This is a genomic window from Pseudonocardia sp. DSM 110487, from assembly GCF_019468565.1.
Classification (GTDB): Bacteria; Actinomycetota; Actinomycetes; order Mycobacteriales; family Pseudonocardiaceae; genus Pseudonocardia.
On the sequence record NZ_CP080521.1, the window covers coordinates 5513678 to 5534655 of the forward strand.

Annotated in this window: 15 protein-coding genes; 6 read left to right on the forward strand and 9 right to left on the reverse strand. The window is 73.3% G+C overall.

Annotated elements, in window-relative coordinates:
• Nucleotides 1-7: 7 nt before the first annotated feature.
• Nucleotides 8-2485, reverse strand: a complete 2478-nt coding sequence (locus tag K1T35_RS25695) for a serine/threonine-protein kinase (RefSeq protein ID WP_220254240.1) — start codon at nucleotides 2483-2485, stop codon at nucleotides 8-10.
• Nucleotides 2482-3699, reverse strand: coding sequence for a hypothetical protein (locus K1T35_RS25700; RefSeq protein ID WP_220254241.1), 1218 nt, complete (start codon nucleotides 3697-3699; stop codon nucleotides 2482-2484). Before K1T35_RS25700 ends, K1T35_RS25695 begins: the two co-directional genes overlap by 4 nt.
• Nucleotides 3700-3843: 144 nt before the next feature.
• Here K1T35_RS25700 and K1T35_RS25705 point away from each other — a divergent pair, with 144 nt between their 5' ends.
• Complete coding sequence (locus tag K1T35_RS25705) at nucleotides 3844-5040, forward strand: Gfo/Idh/MocA family protein (protein WP_220254242.1); 1197 nt, start codon at nucleotides 3844-3846, stop codon at nucleotides 5038-5040.
• 62 nt (nucleotides 5041-5102) lie between these two features.
• Here K1T35_RS25705 and K1T35_RS25710 read toward each other — a convergent pair whose 3' ends face one another.
• Complete coding sequence (locus K1T35_RS25710; RefSeq protein WP_220254243.1) at nucleotides 5103-6632, reverse strand: APC family permease; 1530 nt, start codon at nucleotides 6630-6632, stop codon at nucleotides 5103-5105.
• Complete coding sequence (locus K1T35_RS25715; protein ID WP_220254244.1) at nucleotides 6622-8592, reverse strand: primary-amine oxidase; 1971 nt, start codon at nucleotides 8590-8592, stop codon at nucleotides 6622-6624. The genes K1T35_RS25710 and K1T35_RS25715 overlap by 11 nt, the downstream gene beginning before the upstream one ends.
• A gap of 215 nt (nucleotides 8593-8807) precedes the next feature.
• Here K1T35_RS25715 and K1T35_RS25720 point away from each other — a divergent pair, with 215 nt between their 5' ends.
• Both K1T35_RS25720 and K1T35_RS25725 read left to right on the forward strand, forming a co-directional pair.
• On the forward strand, nucleotides 8808-10238 hold the full coding sequence (locus K1T35_RS25720; protein WP_220254245.1) for an APC family permease: 1431 nt from the start codon (nucleotides 8808-8810) through the stop codon (nucleotides 10236-10238).
• Nucleotides 10235-10987: an IclR family transcriptional regulator gene (locus K1T35_RS25725; RefSeq protein WP_220254246.1), complete on the forward strand. Its 753-nt coding sequence runs from the start codon at nucleotides 10235-10237 to the stop codon at nucleotides 10985-10987. The genes K1T35_RS25720 and K1T35_RS25725 overlap by 4 nt, the downstream gene beginning before the upstream one ends.
• Before the next feature lie 108 nt (nucleotides 10988-11095).
• Here K1T35_RS25725 and K1T35_RS25730 read toward each other — a convergent pair whose 3' ends face one another.
• Nucleotides 11096-12661, reverse strand: coding sequence for a hypothetical protein (locus K1T35_RS25730; protein WP_220254247.1), 1566 nt, complete (start codon nucleotides 12659-12661; stop codon nucleotides 11096-11098).
• A gap of 10 nt (nucleotides 12662-12671) precedes the next feature.
• A complete protein-coding gene (locus tag K1T35_RS25735) occupies nucleotides 12672-14624 on the reverse strand; it encodes a hypothetical protein (protein WP_220254248.1) in 1953 nt (650 codons plus the stop codon).
• Between the two features lie 245 nt (nucleotides 14625-14869).
• Here K1T35_RS25735 and K1T35_RS25740 point away from each other — a divergent pair, with 245 nt between their 5' ends.
• The gene (locus K1T35_RS25740; protein ID WP_220254249.1) at nucleotides 14870-16162 is read left to right on the forward strand and encodes an acyltransferase; all 1293 of its coding nucleotides are present in this window, start codon (nucleotides 14870-14872) and stop codon (nucleotides 16160-16162) included.
• A 12-nt stretch (nucleotides 16163-16174) separates the two neighbouring features.
• Here the strand turns inward: K1T35_RS25740 and K1T35_RS25745 are convergent, their stop codons facing one another.
• Nucleotides 16175-16612 carry a nuclear transport factor 2 family protein gene (locus K1T35_RS25745; RefSeq protein WP_220254250.1) on the reverse strand — a complete coding sequence of 146 codons (438 nt, stop codon included), beginning with the start codon at nucleotides 16610-16612 and terminating at the stop codon, nucleotides 16175-16177.
• 137 nt (nucleotides 16613-16749) lie between these two features.
• Between K1T35_RS25745 and K1T35_RS25750 the strand changes: the two genes are divergently transcribed.
• Nucleotides 16750-17535 carry an alpha/beta fold hydrolase gene (locus tag K1T35_RS25750; protein ID WP_220254251.1) on the forward strand — a complete coding sequence of 262 codons (786 nt, stop codon included), beginning with the start codon at nucleotides 16750-16752 and terminating at the stop codon, nucleotides 17533-17535.
• Between the two features lie 190 nt (nucleotides 17536-17725).
• On the opposite strand, the gene K1T35_RS25755 is transcribed toward K1T35_RS25750, so the two are convergent.
• Nucleotides 17726-18517 (reverse strand): inositol monophosphatase, encoded by a 792-nt coding sequence (locus K1T35_RS25755; protein WP_220254252.1) that lies wholly within the window; start codon nucleotides 18515-18517, stop codon nucleotides 17726-17728.
• The gene (locus tag K1T35_RS25760; RefSeq protein WP_220254253.1) at nucleotides 18514-19710 is read right to left on the reverse strand and encodes an ROK family protein; all 1197 of its coding nucleotides are present in this window, start codon (nucleotides 19708-19710) and stop codon (nucleotides 18514-18516) included. The genes K1T35_RS25755 and K1T35_RS25760 overlap by 4 nt, the downstream gene beginning before the upstream one ends.
• Before the next feature lie 30 nt (nucleotides 19711-19740).
• Here K1T35_RS25760 and glgA point away from each other — a divergent pair, with 30 nt between their 5' ends.
• Nucleotides 19741-20907: a glycogen synthase gene (gene glgA / locus K1T35_RS25765; protein ID WP_220262857.1), complete on the forward strand. Its 1167-nt coding sequence runs from the start codon at nucleotides 19741-19743 to the stop codon at nucleotides 20905-20907.
• Nucleotides 20908-20978: the final 71 nt, after the last annotated feature.

The window sequence follows — 20978 nt, forward strand, 5'->3', positions numbered from 1 at the left end:
GGGGGCACTAGACCCAGGTCCATGGGCGCACGGCGTTCGCCCGATCCACCAGAAGCACCCGCTGTGCCCGGTCGGACGCGAGTCGCGCCGAGGCGCGCAGGCTCGCCTCGAGGGCCAGCCGCAGCGCCCGCTCGTTCCACGGGCATTCGAGCAGCGGCGCCCCGGCGGCACCGTTCGGGGCGAGCTCGACCGCCCCCTCGAACAGGCGGGTGCGCACGCGCTGCGCGGTGGCCGCGTCGAGGTGCAGCCCCTCGACCCGCGCAGCCGCCGACCGCAGGTCGTCCTCTCCGGGATCGGCGCCGAACCGGCCGGAGAGCGTCACCTCCACCGCGGCGAGCTGGGCGACCACGTACGCGCTCGACGAGTCGGGCACGGCGTCGAGCGCCGCGAGCGCCCCCGCGCGGTCACCGGCCCGCACCCGCACCCGCGCCAGCCCGAACGCCGCGTCGCCCACGCCGGGATCGGGCCGGGCCACGAGTGCGTAGTAGCGGCCCGCCGGCTCGTCGCGGCCCGCGCACTCCGAGGCCGCTGCGAGCGCCAGCTTGGGCGCCGCCTCGCCGGGCAGGGTGGAGTACACGGTGTCGAACGCGGCGCACGCCGCGTCGATGCGGCCCTCGACGAGCGCCGCGACGCCTCGGAACCAGTCCAGTCGCCAGTCGTCGGCTTCCTCCTCGGAGTCCTCGGCGGCGAGTGCGTCGAGCACCATCGTGGCCGCCGCCGCGTCGGAGGCGTCGAGGTGGGCGCGCACGAGGGCGAGCTGCAGCGCGCGGCTGGACTTCGGCGCCGCGGCGAGCACCCGCTCCACGTCGGCAGGGGTGCTGGGCGCGGCCGCCGCGAGCAGGCCGGCGGCCGGATCGTCGCGGTCGACCAGCGGTACCGGCAGCAGCGCGGCCACGCGCTCGGGGTCCGGCCGGCCCGGGTCGGCTTCGCCGCCGGTGTCGCCGCCGGGCCCCGCGCCGACGAGCAGCCCGGGCGCGAAGGTGCCGCGCGGTGGCCCGAACACCGTGGAGACCGCGGGCGGCACCGGGTCGTGCTCGCCGGACTCGTCGCCGGTGCCTTCCGCGCGGTCGGTAGCGATCACCTCGCGCAGCACGCCGCCGAGTTGCTCGGCCATCTCGTCGGCCGTCTCGAACCGGCGCAGCGGGTCGGGGTCGGTGGCCCGCAGGAGCAGCCGGTGGAACGACTCGTGCCGCGCGAGCACCGGATGCTCTCCCGGGTCGGGGATCGGGGTCGGCACGCCCCGCCGCGTCGGCGGGAGCGCGAGGGCGAGCACGGCGAGCGTGCGGCCGACCGTGTGTACGTCCGAGCTCGGGGTCGGCCCGTTGTCCTTGCGCGTCCTGTCGCCGATCTCGGGTGCCTGGTAGCCCACGGTGCCCCAGACGTCGCTGGCCTGGTCGTCGAACCCGATCACGGCACCGAGGTCGATCAGCTTGAGCTGCCGGTCGTACTGGATCACGTTCTCGGGTTTGAAGTCGCAGTACGCAAGGCCGTTCGCGTGCAGGTAGCCGAGCGCGGGCAGCGCCTCCAGCATGTACGCGATCGCGCGCGGCACCGGCATCGGGTCGAGCGTGCGATCCGGGCGGCGGCGGACCTCCATCAGCTGCTTGAGCGAGGAACCGCCCACGTACTCCATCACGATGTAGCCGACGGGGGTGCCGTCCTCGTCGGGGTGCTGCACGAAGTTGTGGATCGTGACGATGTTCGGGTGGTTCACCTGGGCGAGGAACCGCCGCTCCGCCACGGCGGCGGCCATCGCGTGGGCGTCACCTGAGTTGAGGAGACCCTTGAGCACCACCCAGCGGTTCTCCACGTTCAGGTCGGTGGCGAGGTAGATCCATCCGAGACCGCCGTAGGCGAGGCAGCCCTGTACCTCGTACTGGCCCGCGACGACCGTGCCCGGCCCGAGCTTCGGGGTGAACGAGAACCGCGTGCCGTCGTGCGGGCAGAATCCCTCGGCGCGCCCTGGCCGGTCGTCCTTCGACCGGCCGACGGGCTTGTGGCAGGTGCTGCAGAAGCGCTTCTCCTCCGGCACCTCGGGGTCGGTGAGCAGGGCGCTCGCCGGGTCGACCTTGGGCACCGCCGGCACCTCGACGAGGCCAGCGCCGAGGCGGCTGCGCGTGCTGCCGGTGGTGGTGCGGCCCGATCCGCGGCGGGACGGTCGGCTGCCGCCGCTGCTGGTGGACCAGCCGCTCGGTCGGCTGGACGGCCCGGTGGACGGAGCGGTGGACGGGGCGGTGGACGGGGCCGTTGACGGTCCGGACGCCGGGTCGCCGGTGGGCGCCAGCCCGCACGTGTCGCACCATCCGTCGTCGATGGTGCCGTCGCAACCCTTGCGGTCGCAGGGTTGCCCGGCACCCGGTGCGGAGGACGCCGCGGGGGCGGCCGTTGCCGTGCTGGTGGTGGGCGCCAGCCCGCAGGTGTCGCACCACCCGTCCTCGATCGTGCCGTCGCAGCCGGGGCGGTCGCAGGACTGTGGCGCGGTCATGCGGTCCTCCCTGTCGAGCCGTCGCCGGTGGCCATGAGCCGCTGGTAGGCCACGAGGGCCCGGGTGGCGGCCGCGAGGTCGGCGGGGCGGGTCCACAGCAGGCGGCGGACGTCGGCGTCGACGGCGAGCAGGTCGGGGCGTTCGGAGACGCCGAGCCGGCCGGCCTTGGCCCGGTAGGCCTCGAATCGGCCGCGCAGCTCGGTGCGCCGTTCGAGGAGCCCGTCGGCGAGCGCCTGCGCCCTGCGCACCTCCGCGGCCGCCGCATCCACGTCGGCTTCCAGCCCGGCCAGGGCCTGGGCGCGCGCCGGCCAGCCGCTGCGGCTCGGCAACCGTCCGTCGATCAGCGCGGTGAGCACGCCCCGCAGCGCGTCGGCGCGGTCGGGTGGCGCGTCGAGCGGGGCCGTGACCACGAGCTCCTGGGCGCGTAGCCGCACCTGCTCCGCGGCGGCGCGGGCCGCCTCGAGCTCCGCGAGCGCGGCGCCGACGCGGGCGAGCCGGTCGTTCCACGCATCGCGCGCGGCGGCGGTGCGGGCGAGGTCGGCGGTGAGGGCGTCGACGCGCGCCCCGAGCTCGGCGAGCGCGGCGTCAGGTGGCGCGTCGGCGAGGGAGAGCGGATCGGTCGTGCACCGGGAGGTGAGCTCCTCGACCTTGCTGGTCAGCTCGGCCACACGGGTGTCCTCGAGGTCGGCGGCCAGTTGCCGGGCCGCCCGCAGGCGCTCAGCGAGCGGGCCGATCGCGGCGAGGAACTTCTCGTGCAGGTCGTGGGCGGCGACGAACAGTGCGTGCACCCGGTCGAACGCCGCGTCCATCCGGTCGGCGAGATCGGCGAGGGTGATCGAGTCGACGCGTTCGACGGTGCCGGTCAGTTTGCGCTCGACGACGGAGCGCCCCACCTCGATGGACGGTTCGCGCAGCAACCGGTGCAGCTCGGGATCGTCCGCGCCGCGGGCGAGTGCGTCGCGGGCGGCGGCCACCACCCGCCGGTAGGTGTCGAAGTCCTGCCAGAGTCCGGCGAGATCGGCGCTCGCCTGCGTCCACTCCCGTGACGTGCGGCCGGTGAGGCGGCTCGTGGACAGCAGCGCGTGACCGGGATGCTGCTCCAGCTCGACCAGCGACGTCGCGATCCGTCCCTCGGCGACGGCGCGCCGCGCCAGCTCCGCCTCCAGCCCTCCGACGGGCCTTCCGATCGGCGCGGCGCCACTTCCGCCTGTCATCCCCCGGTCACGCCCCCAGCCCGCAGCACCCCATCGTGTCGGCAGAGTAGCGCGATCAGCGTCACCGAGGGATGGCTCTGAGCGACGGTTTCACAACGGGCAGACTGATCACTGCTTTCAGATCGTCGCAGCGGAGGGGCCTTCATGTTCTCGATCGGGTTCGTCGGGGCCGGCCAGTTCGCCGGCCAGTTCACCGAGCTGTTCCACAAGCACCCCGGCGTCAGCGCCGTGCACGTCACGGACGTGATCCCCGAGCGGGCCGCAGAGCTCGTGGCGCTACAGGACCTCGCCGGCACGTACCAGAGCTTCGAGGACATGCTGGCGTCCGACGTCGACGCCGTCGCGATCTTCACGCAGCGGTGGACGCACGCCCCGCTGGTACTGAAGGCACTGGAGGCGGGCAAACACGTCTACTCCGCGGTGCCGATGGCGATCACGGCCGACGAGATCGGCGCGATCATCGAGGCGGTTCGCGCCACCGGGCTCACCTACATGATGGGCGAGACGAGTTACTACCACCCGGCCACGGTGTTCGCCCGCAGGAAGCTCGCCGAGGGCGCGTTCGGGCGGATCTTCTACGCCGAGGGCGACTACGTGCACGACATGGACCTCGGCTTCTACGCCGCCTACCAGTTCAGCGGTGGGGAGAACTGGAAGGCCACGGCCAGCTACCCGCCGATGCTCTACCCGACACACGCGATCGGCGGAGTGCTCGGCGCCGTGCCGACACATGCGGTGAGCGTGAGCTGCATCGGGGTGCGCGACCAGCGGGGCGACGGGGTGTTCGACCGGGAGATCAGCCAGTTCGGCAACGACTTCTCGAACGCCACCGCCCTCTTCGAGCTCGCCGACGGCGGGGTGATGCGCACCAACGAGATGCGGCGGGTGGGCTACCCGTCGCACATCCGCGAGTCCCGGTTCCGGTTCTTCGGCACGGAGGGCAGCTTCGAGCAGCTCGCGACCGTCGGCCTCTGGCAGGACAAGGAGAAGGTCACCGACGTCACCGCCGAGCTGGAGGCAGGCTCCGGCGGCCTGTCGGTGGACGACCCGTCCCTCGCGCACGTCGCCCCCGAGCTGCGGCCCGCGTTCGTCTCGGGCCACGCGCCGGTGCACGACGTCGCGCGGCTGCCGGCGAGCTACCACGGCGCCCACAACGGCCACGAGGGCAGTCACCAGTTCCTCGCCGACGACTTCGTCCGCGCGGTGGAGACCGGCACCCTGGCCACGGTGAACGCGTGGATGGCCGCCCGGTTCACCCTGCCCGGCATCGTCGCGCACGAGTCGGCGCTGCGCGGTGGCGAGCGGCTGCCGATCCCCGACTTCGGCGACCCGCCCGCCTGATGCCCACTCGTGAGTGGATACGCGAGCTATGGCGCGCGTATCCACTCACGACCTGGGGGTGGCTAGACCTCGTCGAAGATCCGGCCCATGTCGGCCCACACGTCCCGCCGGTACCGCCAGGTCCAGGCGGCCACCGCCAGGCCGGCGGCGGTGATGGCGAGGCAGACCCACGGCACCATCGCCACCTGCGGCGGGATCGGCACGTCGGGCGCGGCGGGCACGAACGAGTAGTACACGCCGCCCACGACGGCCAGTGCCCCGACCACCGCGGCGAGCACGCCAGTCACGGTGAACCCCGGCCGCCCGGTGCGCCTGCCCTGCGCCGCACCGGCGATCCCGAGCAGCAGGTACACGCCCATCACGAGGGGCGTGCCGATGCCGGCGAGGAAGGTGAACAGGAAGACGCCGCCGGTTTGCCCGGAGTCGATGCCGCCCGCGATCGCGACCTGGCTCTCCCGACTGGTGAGGAGCACCGACACGGCGGCGAGCAGTACCCACACCGCGAGGTCGAGCCCGATCGCCCGCCACGGCGTGCCCCACCGCGGGTGCAGCGTGCCCAGCCAGGCGGGCAGCACCCGCTCGCGGCCCATTGCGAACAGCACCCGCGAGACCGCGATGTGCACCCCGAGCGCGCAGAACAGGCTCGCCAGAGCCGCGCAGGCCAGCACGACCGCGCCGACCGCCTCGTTCGGGGCCACGGCGGCCAGCCCGGCGACGGACGTCGGCCAGTCGGTGGACGCCTGCTGCACGCCGAACCCGATCGCCGTCGCGTAGGTGATCACCAGGTAGAACAGGCCCGCCACGACGATCGACCCGATGATCGCGCGCGGGATGGCCCGCCGCGGGTCGCGGGTCTCCTCCGACAGCACGGCGCTGGCCTCGGCCCCCGTGAACGACAGCATCGCGAACGACAGGCCGAAGAGCACGCCCGTCCACGAGACGCCCGCCGCGGACGGCCAGAACGCGGCCAGGTCGAGGCTGCGGCCCGGGTCGGCCACCGGCGTGGTCCCGTCGATCACGCTGACGGCCGGCGACCCGATCGCGATGACGACCACGGCGACGACGAGCAGCGCGACCATCGTGACCAGCAGGATCACCAGCTGGGTCCGGGTGGAGGCCCGGATGTCGAACAGGCTCATCAGCGCGATGACGACGAGCCCGGCGAGGGAGAACCAGTACCAGGCCGGGTCGGCGCCGGTGAGCAGCGCGACGAGGCTCGCCGTGAAGAACCCGAAGCCCCACAGCACCGCGCCGCCGAGCACGAGGAACGCCGCGGCGTAGCACCATCCGCCGAGGAAGCCGAGCACCTTCCCGCCGCCGCGGGTGATGTAGGTGTACATCGAACCCGCCGACGACAGCGAACGCGCGAACATCGCCACCGTGCCACCGACGGCGAGCATGGCGAGGGTCCCGAGCAGGTAGGCCAGCGGCGTCGCGCCACCGGCCTTCGTCGAGGCCAGGTAGGTGAGGAACGCCCCGGACATCGCAGGCGCGATCACCGAGAGGCTCTGCGCGATGACGTCGCGCAGGCCAAGCGTGCGGTGGAAGCCGCCGGTCGTGGCGGTGGGGGCCGCGGTCGCGTCAGTCGCCATCGCCGGCACGCTCCTTTGCCGGCCCGTGCACCTCGGCGGCGCCGTTGTGGCAGTGGGCTCCGGGAGCCGGCGGGACGTCGAGCGCCGGGTTGCGGTCGAAGAACCCGACCGGCTTGAGCGTGAACCCGGTGTGGTCGACCGGCATCACCGGCCAGTCTTCCGGCCGGGGGAAGTGGGTGGTGCCGAACGTGTGCCAAACGACGATGTCCTCGCCGTCGATGTCGCGGTCGGCCCGCACCCATGCGGGCAGGCCTGCACCGCCCGGGATCTGGTTGACGAAGTCGCCCGCCGGGTAGCGCTGCGCCGGGTCGTACCGGGTGACCCACAGGTGGTTGGTCGCGAACGTCGCCCGCGCGTGGATCGAGGACGCCTCGTCCGCGAGCAGGGTGGCCTTGCCCTCCGGCAACAGCGCGTAGCCGACGTTCTGTCCGAGTGCGTTGCGCTGCTCCGGGTTGACGATGTGCCAGCTGCGGACCACCGACCCGTCCGCGCGCCGCTGCGCCTGCGACTCGCGGGTCAGGCGCGTGCGCCGCTGCCGGAACGCGTTGCCGTACGGGTTGCCCTTCCCCATCGGCACCCGCTCGGCCTCGGCCTCCTCGACGACGTTGCGCACGCCGTCGACGGTCATGTCGAGGCGCGCCGAGAACAGGTGCTGGTGGTAGGGCGCGCCGAGGCCGGGCGCCACCTCGGTGGCGTAGTCGTTGCCGCCATCGGGGTAGGCGGCGGTGAACACGATCCCGGTGGCCTTGACCTCGAGCTGGATCGTGCCGTCGAGGTAGAGGTACCAGTAGAAGCCGTAGTCGTAGTTCCCGATCGGCGTGAAGAACGAGATGACGAGCCGGCGCTGGCGGCGCACCTCGCGGGAGCCGGTGAACATGTCGGAGTGCTTCCAGAGCACGCCGGTGTCCTCCTCGTGCATGCAGATGGCGTTGGTGATCGTCTTCGGCATGCCGAGGTCGTCGGCGATCACGGCGTCCACGTAGTGGATGTCGCCGAGGCAGTCGCACCCCAGCTGGAGCGAGTCTGCGTAGCGGGCGAACATGTACTCGCCGCAGTCGAAGTAGTTCTGCCAGAACCGCGTGGGCGCCGGGTCGGCGTAGGGCACCACCATCTCGGCGATCGACGCGCGGTAGCAGATCGGGCGGCCGTCGAACGCGATCTGGTGCAGGGTCAGACCCTCACGCTCGTTGAACCCGATGCGCAGGTCCCACTTGCCCCAGCGCACCCGGCCGTCCTCCACGGTGAAGCTGCGGCCATCCGGCTGGGTGATCTCGATCTGCTTCAGCGACTCGAGCGGCGGGCCCTGCACTTCGGGGTCGTCGAAGTTGCCCGAGGTGGCCGGGACCGGAGGCGTGCCGATGTCGATGATCCGCGTGACGCGCCGGTCGGTGAGGTCGACGTAGGCGACGAGCCCGTCGATCGGGTGTGCCCACGGGTGGTCCTTCTCGTGGTCCTGCCGGAACCCGAAGGCCCGCACGATGCGGCGGCCGACCTCCTCTGGGTGGTCGTACACGCCCGCCGAGAGCGGCACCGCGCGTACCGACGCCGGGTCGATGCCCCGCTTGTCCAGTGCCGCGGTCCAGCCCTCGTCGGCGTTGAGGATGTCCTCGATCAGCTCGAACTCGGCGTCGATGATCGGCGGCTGGCCGTCGACCGGCGGGTCCAGCTCGCGCGACGACACCACATCGCCGCTGGTCGCCGACACGACCGTGTCCCAGGACCGGCCGGTCGCGAGGTCGAGCAGCACGGCCCGGAACCGCCGGTCGACGGGTGCGCCGTCGGCATGCGCGAGCACCTCGGCCTTCGGCGGTTCCTCCGGCGCGAAGAACGCGAAGCGGACGGTCTCGGTGAGCAGGCCGGCGGCGGCCAGAGCCTCCCGGACCCGGTCGACCTCGGCGCTGCTGGTCATGGTGAGGGGATGCGTGGTGGCCGCGTCGCGCCGGTCATCGAGGGTCGTCATGCGGGTTCCTCCCTGCGTCGTTGGCGAGAGCGTGGTGAGGGACCGTCACCGCTGGGTGCCGCCGCCGTCAAAGGTGGGTCTCCCCAGCCGCGAAAGCTCGGTGCGACGGCTCTCACGCCGTGAGAATCACGGGGTGCACGATTCTCATTCGACGTATTTGCGCCTGTCGCAGCCGCGGTCGACGGGTTAGCGTCCCCCGATCATCGGAGGTGAGGATGCGGAACGGGGCACTGGCGGGGCTGCGGCTCCGCTCGCCCGTGCACGGGCTCGACCGGCGCAACCTCCGCCCGGTCGAGGTACTCGCGCAGTCGGTGTCCACGGCGGCGCCCGCGGCGGGGATGGCCACCGTGCCCGCGATCGTGGCCACGACGGCCGGCACGGCGACGGTCTGGTCGTTCGTGCTCGCCACCGCCGTGGCCGTCGCCGTCGGCGCGTGCATCGCGACCTTCACCCGCCGGATGGCGGCGGCCGGATCGCTCTACAGCCTCACCGCGAAGGGCCTCGGGCCGGCGGCGGCGTTCGCGTGCGGCGCCGCGCTGCTGGCCGGCTACGCGGTGTTGCTCATGGCGGTGCTCGCAGGCTCCGTGCTCTACATCGACGCGCTGCTCAGCCGGCTGGGCTGGAGCACTCCGCCGCCGGTGGGGGCGGCGGGGGTCGTTGTCCTCGCCACCCTGGCGGCCGGGCTGGTGCTGCGCGGGGTCCGGGTGTCGGCGCGGATCGTGCTCGCGGTCGAGGCCGTCTCGATCGCGCTGATGCTCGTGATCTTCGCCGTGCTGCTCACCGGTCCGCAGGCGCCGCCGCCCGCAGTCGGTGAGCCGGGCTGGAGCCTCACCGGCGTCGCGGCCGGGGTACTCCCCGCGCTGGGCGCCTTCATCGGGTTCGAGGCCGCCACGACGCTCGGGGTCGAGGCGCGGCGGCCCTTCGTCACCGTCCCGCGGGCCGTGCTCGGCACGGCCGCGCTGGTTGGGCTGTTGGTGCTGCTCGCCGCCCACACCCAGGTCGTCGGCTTCGCGGGGGCGCTGGGCGACCAGCCGGAGCCGGTCGTCACCCTCGCCGCGGCGCACGGCACCCCGTGGCTCGCCGTCCTCCTCGACCTCGGCATCGCCACCTCCTTCGTGGCGTCCACACTCGCGACCGCCAACGCGCTGGTCCGCGTGCTCTTCTCGATGGCGCGCGATCGGATCGTGCCGCGGCGCATCGGGGCGACGCACCGTCGCTACCGGACCCCGCACGTCGCGATCGCGGTCGCGATCCCCGTCGGCGCAGCGGTGCCGGCAGCGCTGTTCCTGGCCGAGGTGCCGGGCCTGACGATGCTGCGCGGGCTGATCACCGTCGCGACCGCGGGCTACCTCGTCGCGTACCTGCTCGTGGCGCTCGCCGCGCCACTCTTCCTGCGCCGCATCGGCGAGCTGACTTTTCTGCCGGTGCTGGTCACCGCGGTCGCCGTTCCGGTGCTCGCCGGGGTCTGCGGCGCGTTCGTCGTCTCCGCGCTCGGCGGCGCGATCCCGATCGTGCTGGGCGCGCTGGTGCTGGCCGCGCTCGCCTGGTACGCGGTGCTCCGGGTCCGGCGGCCGCATGAGCTCGCCGCGATCGGCGTCTACGACGAGACGTCGACGACGGACGTGCACACCGGGCGGGGCGCGTGACCGGGCTCGACCCGCTCCCGCTGTCGGGGCGCCAGCCCCGCGCGGTGCGCAGCGCGCTCGCCGTGCTGGAGGAGGTGGTCGCGGCGGGCCCCGGCGTCACCGCCAAGGAGATCTCGGCCGCGCTCAAGCTGCCGCAGGCCACCACGTACCGCCTGCTCAACCTGCTCGTCGGCGAGGAGTACCTCGTGCGGCTTCCCGACCTGCGCGGCTTCGCGCTCGGCCGCCGCGCGGCGCGCCTCGCGCTGCCCGTCGTCACGACCCCGCCGACGGCCGCCCGCGCGGTGGTGGAGCACCTGCGCGGGCTCGTCCGCTGGGGCGTGCACCTCGCGTCGTTCACCGCCGGGCAGGTCACGCTCGTCGACCCGGATCCCGATCACCCGCCTGCCGAGGCCACCCTCATCGCCCGGTACCCGCACGCCTCGGCGCTGGGCAAGCTGCTGCTCGCCGACCAGCCCGACTGGCGGGCGGTGGCCCGCGACCTGCGCCGGTTCACCGAGCAGACCGTCGTCGACGCCGCCGCGCTCGACCGCCAGCTCACCACGGTCGCGGCCACCGGCCTCGCCCGCCAATGCGGCGAGCTGCGCCCCGACCGCGGCTGCCTCGCCGTGCCCGTCCGCGCCCCGGGCACCGGCGCCCTCGTCGCCGGGCTCGCGCTGGCCGGGCCGCCACACCGCGTGGCCGAGCCGAACGACGAGCTCGTGGCCCTCCTGCGGGAGCACGCCGAGCGGCTCGCCCCGCTGCTCGCCTGAGAATGTGTTTGAGAAGCGCGGAGCGGGCCGCCCAGCTCAGCCTGGACCTGCGGGATCGCCGACGTCTGCTGCCCACATGCGGGCTTCTCAAACACATTCTGAACCGGCTCAGCAGGGCGCCGTACCCGGCCGGCACGGCGTACCCGACGGCGAGCTGAGCTGACGGAACCGGGTGGATCCGTCCGGCAGGGGGTCCATGATCGCCACGGCTTTCTCGACGGGGGATCCGGTCGCGGCGAGCGATATCCAGCCACTCGCCCCGGCGATCGCCTGCGGTCCGTGGAGCCGCTTGAACTCCTGGATCACCGCGTCCGGCGAGCTGACCGACTCACCGGGCTGCCGGATGGCCGTGACCGCGGTCAGCACCGCGTCATAGGCCATGATCGCGTAGCTGTCGTCGAGGCTCTGGTCGGGGAACAGCGTCGGGAAGCACTCCGCGCAGCCACCGGTCAGGTAGTCCGCGGTCCCCGGGGCGAAGGCGTCGGCGGCAGCCCGCCACGCCTCGGGGTGGGCGAGCGCGGTGTAGGACACCGAGGCGTTGGCCCGCAGCCCCTCGCGCAGCCCCGGCTCATCGCGGGCCACCGCCTCCGCGAAGCTGGCGCCGTCGTCGCCGGTGACCACGCGGACCGGGTGGTCGAGGCAGGTCCGTTTCGGCAGTGCCGCGACGAACGGCCCCAGCTCCGCTGCCCGTCCCGCGAACATGACCACGTCAGGGCGCTGCTGGCAGACGTGGACCAGGATGTCGTCCATGGCGTTCGCCGCACTTTCGCCGCCGATGTAGGTCTCGTCGGGGGCCAGGATCGTGTGCGCGCCGTCGGCGTACTGCTCCCGGAAGCCTTCGCCGAGGCTCGCCGCATAGCGGTCCCGCCGATCGCTGTTCTGCACGATCAGCGCCGTGCGGGTGGTCGGTTTCAGGTACGAGGCCAGCGCGGCCGCCTGGTCCGCCGTGGTGGGCGCGATCCTGGCCAACGAGGTGTCCGCGGCGACCGGGCTGGAGGTGACCTCCTCTGCCGTCAGATGGGAGATGAGCACCGGCACCTGGGCGGCGACCAGCTCGTCGATCATGCCGATCATGGGGTTCAGGGACTTTCCGCTGACCGCGACGGCCATGAGCTTGTGCTCGGCGAAGCCGGAGCCCGCCATGCCGATCAACTTCTCGATCGGCTCCGTGGCCGGCTCCGCGGAGTCGCCGACGTTCGCGACCAGCAACCTGATCAACGGGCGGTCGCCGAGCGTGTTCGTGCGGTTGGCCTGGCGCTGGGCGACGGCGGCGCCCATGACGTCGCCGCTCAGCCGGACGGCGTACTCGTCCTCCACACCGGGCGGCGGGATGGGCACGAGGTAGGCGATCGTGACGATGTCCTTGCCGCCCGGATCGGCGGCGATACGGGCGTTCTCCGCGCCGATGAGCTCCAGCGCCTCCGCCGTCCCGGCGCCGAACACCGGGCCGTGCGAGCCGTCGGTGATCCCGACACAGCTGCCGTTCGCGCGGAGGATGTCCGCGGCGCAGTACCACCACGTGTTCCATCCCCACACACCGAGCGGGACCAGCGCCGCCACCAGGACGATGATCAGGCTGACCTGCCACAGGGTGATCAGGGCTCGCCACCATTCGCGCAGCCGCCGTACCCGGCCCGGCCGGGGCGGCCGTTGCGGTGCCCGAACCTCGGTCATGCACTCCCCCTCAACGTCGATGCCAGAGACCCCAGCAGCTGTCGAAATCCCTGCTCTTCGCCAGCAGGTAGGCCCTCCCGGTACGGGCATTCCGCGAGAGGTCGCCGAGCTCGGCGGTCACGACCCCGCACACGTCGTGGCTCGGGTCGCCGAGAGGGTCGGCGTGCAGCTGCAACGCCGCGACAAGCTCCGCGGTCACCGGGCCGTCCGGTTCCAGGTCCGCGCAGAGTTCCCCGTGGTGCGACGTCGCGTCCGGGGCCCGGTCCGGCCGGGCGAGCGGTGCTCTCGTGACCCGGAGGAGCAGGTCGTACCAGCCCCGCGGATCCTCCGGGTCGAAGAGCCCGGACAACGCGTCCGCAACGGGCCCGACCCGGCCGAGGGCCAGCTGGTGGTAGAGCCGCGCCACCTCGTCCCCCCGCTCGGCCGCGGCATCGCGCAGGAGTGCGTGCGCGGTCTCCCAGTCCAGGCCGGCTACGCGCTCCCGGCCGAGCCGGTGGGCGATCGCGCGCCGGGCGAACGGGTGCAGTCGCGGCGCGTCGGCCCGACCGTCGACGACCCGATGGCTGACCCAGAGATCGCGCTCCCTGAACTCGGTGATCAGCCGGCCGACCTGCTGGTTCTCGGTGGCGAGGATCGGTGCGATCCCGGCGTCGGACAGGTCGACGGCGATCCCCATCAGGGCAAGCGGGCGCCGCAGATCCTCGGTCCACGGTCCGAGCACGAGATCGAACACCACGTCGTCCAGCGGCCTGCCGGCGGGGTCGGTCAGGTTGAACAGGCCGCGCAGGTCCAACGGGGTTTCCCCGTCCCGGTCGGCGCCGTCGAGCGCCCGGAGGACCATGTCCATGCCGGCCGGGTGGGCGGCGGTCAGGCGACGGGCGAACGCGATCACCGGGTACTCCCCGGGCGGGAGCCGGCGCCGGTCGGCGAACGTCAAGACCTCCGGTTCCCTGGGTCCGGCCGTGGCCGGCACGTCGTCGATGGGATCGACCCATACCGGGTAGTACCGACTCCCCTCACGCGTCCGGCGCTGCTGCGCCCACCTCTCCCACGACGCATCGGCGAGGTCGTCGGGCTGCCACTGCGCGGGGCGCTTCGCGGCCGCGTCCGGGAAACGCCGGTGGGATGCGGCGACGACGAGCAGCGGCCCGGACCCGTCCCGCTGGGCTGCGAGCATGTGGACGAATCGGCTGGCGGGTTCGGTGCCGACGTTGTCCATCAGCACCAGCGCGCTCCGGCGGCGTTCGTAGACCGGGCCCGCGCCGCTGGCGAACTCGCCGCGGAGGTCGGCGACGAAGGCTCGGCAGAGCACCTCGTCGACGAGCTCGTGGGCGCCCTGTGCCTCCTTGATCGACAGCTCGACCAGGGCGTCGGCCCCGTCGGAGACGTGGTGGCCGAGACCGTCCTGGTACCACCTCAGGCCGGCCCCCCGCAGGAGCGCGAGGGTGCGGCCGGCCTCCAGGACGCCGTCCACGGCCATGCCGAACGCCTCGGCGCGGTCGGGGGGCAGCCCGGCGAGAACGGCGATGGCACCCGCGGACGTGCGCAGCCACTCCCGCCCCTCCCGCCGGTTCCGCAGGTATCGCCCGATCAGTGCCCGCCGGGCCGCCGCGGCACCGGGGGCGGACCTGGGGTCGAGCGGCTCGCTGACCGCCTGCATGCCGAGGAAGAAGCGGGGGAAGCGGGCGCGGCCAAACCGTTCGACGCGCTGACCCAGCTGAAAGGCCAGGCGGTTCGCCACGGCGTGCGGTCGCAGGTCGGGCAGCAGCTCGCCGTCGAGATGGGCCCGCGGCGCCCGCCAGTCCTCCACCCGGCGCAGGTGCAGCAGCAGCTCGGACGACTCCGAGCCGCGCGCTCCCCACAGCACCACGATCGGCAGATCGTCGGGGTCCCTCCCGGAGCGGTCCCGATCTGCGAGATCACTGGCGAGCTCGGTCAGTGCAGCCGCGGGACCGTCAGGCAACTGCCACCCCCTGGAGTCGTGACGATCGGTGATCGCAACCACAAGATCGAGTGACGTAGAGGATACGCACGACCACCAACGGTGCCGATCACTCGGCGACGTTCTGCTATCCGATCGAGACCTCGGCGGTCGTCCCTCCGCGCAACACCGTCGCGGCCACCCGGCCTCGCCCGCCACCCGGCCGTCTCGGGAGGTACGTAGTCTCTCGGATCCGCCGACGGCCGCGGCCCGGAAGCCTCACCGCCATGACGAACGCACCGACGGCCCCGCCGACCGCGGCGGGACTCGCCACCGCCACCCCCGTCGACCGGGACCGCTACGCCGACCTGCTGCGACTGTTCTCCATCGGCATGGTCGTGCTCGGGCACTGGGTGGTCGCCTTGCTCACCGTGCACGGCGCGGGCGGGGTCACCACCTCGCTGCCGCTCATGCTGTCGACCTGGGTGTGGCAGGTGATGGCGCTGTTCTTCTTCGTCGGCGGGTTCGCGCACGCACGGGCACTGCGCCACCGGCCGGCGAGCGGCCGGTTCATCCGGGCCCGGTTGGCCCGGCTGCTGCCGCCGGTGCTGGTCATGCTGGCGGTCTGGACGGCGCTCGCCGCGCTGATGCACACCACGGGCTACTCCACCGGCCAGTTCGCCGTCGGCCTCCACATGATCACGGTGCCCCTGTGGTTCGTCGGCGTGTACCTGGTCATCGTGCCGGCCGCGCCGGCGATGATGCGGCTCCACGAGCGCTTCGGCCTGTGGCCGGTGCTGGCTGCCCTCACAGGCGCTGTCGTGGTCGTCGATGCGCTCAGGATGAGCACCGGCGAGACGCTGGTCGGCTACGCGAACTACCTGTTCGTCTGGCTGGCCGTGCACCAGCTGGGCTACGGCTACGCGGACGGGACCCTGCAGCGCGGCGGCCACCGGTTGGCAGGGCTTCTCGCAGGCGGCGGGCTGGCCGGCGCGGCGCTGCTGGTCTTCGGCACCTCGGCGTACCCGGTGCTGATGGTCGGGCTGCCCGGCAACGACGTGTCGAACTCTGCGCCGCCCAACCTCGCGCTGCTGGCGCAGAGCCTCTTCCTCGTCGGCACGGCACTGCTGCTGCGCCGGGCCGGCACCGCGCTCATGGATCGGCCGAGGGCGTGGTTCGCGGTGGCGACGGGCAGCTCGGTGATCATGACGGTGTTCTGCTGGCACCTCACCGCCTGCTATCTGGTGCAGGGCCTGCTGCTGATCGCCGGCGTGCGGCTGCCGGCCGCCGACACCGTGCTGTGGTTCCCGGCGCTGGCCGGATGGCTGATCGCGTGCTCGCTGGCCTGCCTCGGCATCGTGGCGCTGTTCCGCCGGTTCGAGCGGCCGGCGGATGCGCTGGTGCGCGGCTCGGTCCGGACGCCGATCGTGGTCGCCGGGACGCTCGCCGTGGCGGTGGGGCTGTTCGTGGTGTCCAAGATCGGGCTGCACGGGCTTGTGACCGAGCAGGGCCTGCCCGGCGCCGTGTTGCTGCCGCTCGCGCTGGTCGCGGCCGGGGTGATGGCCCTCCGCGGCCGGTGATCTCGCGCGCCGTTATTCGAAGCGGAAGTCGGGCGGCATGTTGTGGAAGTAGCCGGTTTCCGCTCGTTTGGAGATCTTCCAGCCGTCGGGAGTTCTGACGAGTTCGTCGTCGTACCACAGGCCCTGGAAGAACATCTGAGTTTGCCCGTCACCGCGATCGAGAACCACCGGGCAGTGGCAGATCGTCTTGGCGGTGGCGGTGTCGCCGTCGATGCTGACCAAGGACGTGGAGATGGCGTGCTGGATCAGCACCACTTTCTCGAGAGCGCGGGGAAGGAACGCCACCATGTCATCCACGCTGTTGCCCGGGCCAGCGCTGATGTCGTCGATGACGGCGTCGTCGGTGTAGATCGCCCGGTAGGCGTCCCAGTCGCGCTGGTCGATGGCGTGGCAGTACCGGATGAGCAACTGCTCGATCTCCAGGCGGTCAGAGATCTCCTGTGATGACATCGTCATGCTCGGCCTCCGTCCCTGTTGCCAGCACGTATCCGTTTCTCGATATGCCGACGATATGTGTCGGCTCGTAGCCTCGAAAGCTTGTGCGTGTGTTGAACGTGGAGGACGAGCCCCAGGTTAGGAGACCCGTTATGGCCACCACCCAGTCCCTCGACGTCCCCGGCGCGCGCCTGCGCTACGAGGTCCGCGGCACCGGACCATTGCTGCTGGTCATGGGATCGCCGATGGCCGCTGCCCACTTCGCGCCGCTGGCCGACGCGCTGGCAGGCGACCACACCGTCGTCACCCATGACCCGCGGGGTATTTCGGGCAGCCGTGTGGACGACCCCGACCAGGACTCCACCCCTGAACTGCGAGCCGACGACGTCGCCGCCCTGTTGGACGCTCTAGGGGCCGAGTCGGCCGACGTGTTCGGTAGCAGCGGCGGTGCGGTGACCGGCCTTGCGCTGGTCCCGCGGCATTCCGGGCGCGTACGGACCCTCGTCGCGCACGAGCCGCCCCTGCTGGAGCTGCTGCCTGACGCCCTCGAGCGGCGCGTCGCGACCGACGACATCGTCGAGACCTTCCACCGGGAGGGAGTCGCGGCGGCGTGGGGGAAGTTCATGGCGGTCAACGGAGTCGTGGACCCTCCCCCGCAGGGAGAGTCCGCGGAGCAGGACCTCGCCGACAGCGCCCGATTCTTCGGCCATGAACTCCGTGGCACCACCCGATACGTGCCCGACATCGCGGCATTGAGGGCCGCCCCAGCCCGTGTCGTCGTCGGCATCGGGGCCGACTCGGGCGGCCTGGACACTTACCAGACCTCCACGGCGCTGGCCGAGCTGCTCGGCACATCACCGGTCGAGTTCCCCGGCGGCCACGGCGGCTTCCTCGACCACCCCAAAGAGTTCGCCGATGTGCTGCGAACTGTGCTGTGACACCTCCGGCTCCGGGGCCGGGAACACCGGCAGCAGATCTCTTGAATGTCGGGCGCGCCGGCCGTCCTGGCGCGGCGTTGAGCAGATCGTCGACCGTGACACCCATCTGGGCCAGCTGCGCCGCGAACGGCCCGGACTTCCAGCCGCAGGTACGTCAGACGTTGCAGGCCTTGCTCCCTCCGCCACCGGCCTACGGGCGCCAGCGGGCGATCAGCTCGTCGTGCACGAGGCCGTTCGACACGACGCAGCCGTCGACGGGCGCGTCGTAGCGCTGGTCCCGGCCGTGCCGGTCGGTCACCCGGCCGCCGGCTTCTCGCACGAGCACGCAGACGGCCGCGACGTCGTGGGCGGAGGCGTGGCCGTAGAGGTCGCCGTCCCACGAGCCCTCCGCCACCTTGCAGCCGGAGAAGACCGTCGGCCACGGGAAGCGGACGGGCGCGGTGTCCACTGGCGGACCGGTGGTCACGTGCAGCAGCGAGTCGGCGTCGAGCCCGCCCTGCGACGGAACTGCGCCGCCGCCCGCGACGATCGCCGGGTCCGTCGCGCCGTCCCGCACGGACACGGCGAGACGCTCGTCGTTGCGGTAGGCGCCGCGGCCAGCGGCGGCCCGGTAGATCTCGCCGGTGGAGGGGTTGGCGGCCACACCCACGACCGGCACGCCGTGCTCCACCAGCGCGATCGAGACCATGAACACCGGGATGCCGAGCACGAACTGCTGGGTGCCGTCCACCGGGTCGATCACCCACGTCCGCGGCCCGGCGGCGGGGTGGCTCGCCTCCTCGCCGAGCACACCGTCGGACGGGCTGCGCTCGCGCACCCGGTCGATGAACCAGTGGTTGACATCCAGGTCGGCGGTCGTCACGAGGGTGTGGTCGCGCTTGGCGCCCACCTGGAAACCGTCGGCTCGGATCCGCCGGATCCGCTCGGCGGCCTCCTCTGCGCAGCGGAGCGCGAACACCAGGTCCTCGGCGTGGTCGCTCACCGGGCCACCTCGGCGTGCGCGGCGAGAGCGGCCGGATCGTCGAGCAGCGGCCCGAGTACCGCTTCGGCGGCGCCCACGAGGCCTCCGTCGGCGGGGTAGCCCGTCGGCCGGATCGGGGGGAGGCCTTCGTGGGAGGCGCGCAGCGCTGCATTGCCTGCCGCGTCGACCACGCAGGGGCCCGCAGCGGCGAGCAGGTCGGCGGCGTGGCCTGCGAGCACGACGAGGTCCGGGTCGTGGGCGGTGACGAGCGCCCCGATCCCGCGCCCGAGCGCCGTCGCCACCTGGTGCACCGCGCGGCATGCCTGCGCGTCGCCCGCGGCGGCGGCGCCCAGCACGCGCGCTGCAGTCGCCGCCGCGGCGTCCGGCCGGTCGTCGCCGCCGGCGGCTCTGGCCAGTGCTGCCTGATCCACCTCCGGCTCCCAGCAGCCGCGCGCGCCGCAGCGGCAGGGCAGCTCGGCCCGGCCGACCGGCAGGTGCCCGAACTCGCCCGCGAGCCCGCTGCGCCCGCGCAGCGGCCGCCCGTCGACCACCAGCGCGCCACCGAGCCCGACACCGGAGTGCAGGAACAGCACGGTGCCGGACGCCGCGGCGCTGCCGGGCCGGGCGTCGGCGAGCGCCCAGAGGTGGGCGACGTTGTCGACGTGCGCAGGCAGCCCGTCCGGCAGGCCGAGGCGCGGCAGCACGGGCTCGTCCGTCCAGCCGAGGTTGGGTGCCGAGACCACGACGCCGGACGGCGCCGCGACCAGCCCGTAGGCCGCGATCCCTACGCCGGCGCAGCGCGGCCCGACGGCGGCGAGCCGCCGCTCCAGCAGCTCGCGGGCCGCCGCCAGCACGTGCCCGGGGTCGCGGCGGGCGAGCGGCACGGCCTCGACCTCGCGCAGGCGCCCGCCGAGACCGGCCGTCGCGACCCGCACCGCGTCGACGCCGATCTCGAGCGCAACGACGACCGGGCCGCCGAGTGCGGGCACCAGACGCGGGCTGGGCCGACCCCGCCGGCCCGTCGCACCCGGCGCTACTTCGGCCGCGAGGCCGAGGCGCCGCAGGTCGGACGCGAGCGCCGCGGCGGTCGCGCGCGTGCACCGCAAGGCGCGCGCGAGGTCGGCTCGGGTCAGTTCGCCCTCGCCTGCATGCAGGACGGTCAGGGCCCGGGCGAGGCCCGCCTGCCGCAGATCAGTGGCTGTCGCGGGGAGCACGACGCCGATTATGGTCGTGTCATGAACAAAATAAAAGTGGCGTTGCTGACCCGCGAGTTCCCGCCGCACGTGTACGGCGGCGGCGGCGTGCACGTCGAGTTCCTGGTGCCGGCGCTGCGCCGCGCGGGTGTCGGCGTGCAGGTGCACTGCCTCGGCGCGCCCCGCGACGGCGCGATGGCCCACCCGGAGGACGATCCCCGGCTGCCGGGGGCGAATCGGGCGCTGCACGTACTGAGCGCAGACCTCCCGATGGCCGCCGCGACCGCCGCAGCCGACGTGGACCTCGTGCACTCGCACACCTGGTACACCGCCATGGCCGGGCACTGGGCGGCCCTCGTGGCGGACCTGCCACACCTCCTCACCGCCCACTCGCTGGAACCGGCGCGACCGTGGAAGGCCGAGCAGCTCGGTGGCGGGTACCGGATCTCGAGCTGGGCCGAGCGCACCGCGCTCGCGGGGGCGGCGGGTGTGATCGCGGTCAGCGCGGCCATGCGCGAGGACGTGCTCGCGACCTACCCGGCGATCGACCCCGCCCGGGTGCACGTCGTGCACAACGGGATCGACGCGCAGCAGTTCCGGCCCGATCCCGACACCGACCTCGTGGAGCGGCTCGGCATCGACCTGCATCGCCCGTACATCGCCTTCGTCGGGCGCGTCACCCGCCAGAAGGGGCTGCACCACATGCTGGCGGCCGCCCGGCACCTCGACGCCGCCGTGCAGCTCGTCGTGCTCGCCGGACCGGCCGACACCGCGGCCGAGGCCGCGCGCACCGAGGCCGCCGTCGCCGAGCTCGCCTCGGCCCGCGGCGGGGTGGTCCTCGTACCCGGGATGCGGCCAAGGTCCGAGGTCCGTCAGGTCCTGAGCCACGCGCTCGCGTTCTGCTGCCCGTCGGTCTACGAGCCCATGGGCATCGTCAACCTGGAGGCGATGGCCTGCGAAACGGCGGTGGTCGCGAGCGCGGTCGGCGGCATCCCGGAGGTGGTGGTCGACGGCGAGACCGGCCTGCTCGTGCCGCATGACCCGGACGATCCGGAGGGCTTCGAGCGCGGCCTCGCGGCCGCCCTCGGCGCGCTGGCCGCCGACCCCGGACGGGCCGCGGCGATGGGGCGCGCCGGGCGCGAGCGCGTGCTCGCCGAGTTCGACTGGCCCAGCGTCGGGAGGCGCACCTCCGAGATCTACCTCGCGGCCGGGCGGTGACGCGGCCGTCGAACCCCTCGGCGACCGGGGTGGTGTTCGGCTGTCGGTCCCCTCACCTCCGCGTGACTCGG

Excerpts from the sequence above, each read along its gene's own strand:
- K1T35_RS25695 (WP_220254240.1), bottom strand. The coding sequence starts at position 2,485 with ATGACCGCGCCACAGTCCTGCGACCGCCCCGGCTGCGACGGCACGATC.
- K1T35_RS25700 (WP_220254241.1), bottom strand. The coding sequence starts at position 3,699 with ATGACAGGCGGAAGTGGCGCCGCGCCGATCGGAAGGCCCGTCGGAGGG.
- K1T35_RS25705 (WP_220254242.1), top strand. The coding sequence starts at position 3,844 with ATGTTCTCGATCGGGTTCGTCGGGGCCGGCCAGTTCGCCGGCCAGTTC.
- K1T35_RS25710 (WP_220254243.1), bottom strand. The coding sequence starts at position 6,632 with ATGGCGACTGACGCGACCGCGGCCCCCACCGCCACGACCGGCGGCTTC.
- K1T35_RS25715 (WP_220254244.1), bottom strand. The coding sequence starts at position 8,592 with ATGACGACCCTCGATGACCGGCGCGACGCGGCCACCACGCATCCCCTC.
- K1T35_RS25720 (WP_220254245.1), top strand. The coding sequence starts at position 8,808 with ATGCGGAACGGGGCACTGGCGGGGCTGCGGCTCCGCTCGCCCGTGCAC.
- K1T35_RS25730 (WP_220254247.1), bottom strand. The coding sequence starts at position 12,661 with ATGACCGAGGTTCGGGCACCGCAACGGCCGCCCCGGCCGGGCCGGGTA.
- K1T35_RS25740 (WP_220254249.1), top strand. The coding sequence starts at position 14,870 with ATGACGAACGCACCGACGGCCCCGCCGACCGCGGCGGGACTCGCCACC.
- K1T35_RS25745 (WP_220254250.1), bottom strand. The coding sequence starts at position 16,612 with ATGTCATCACAGGAGATCTCTGACCGCCTGGAGATCGAGCAGTTGCTC.
- K1T35_RS25750 (WP_220254251.1), top strand. The coding sequence starts at position 16,750 with ATGGCCACCACCCAGTCCCTCGACGTCCCCGGCGCGCGCCTGCGCTAC.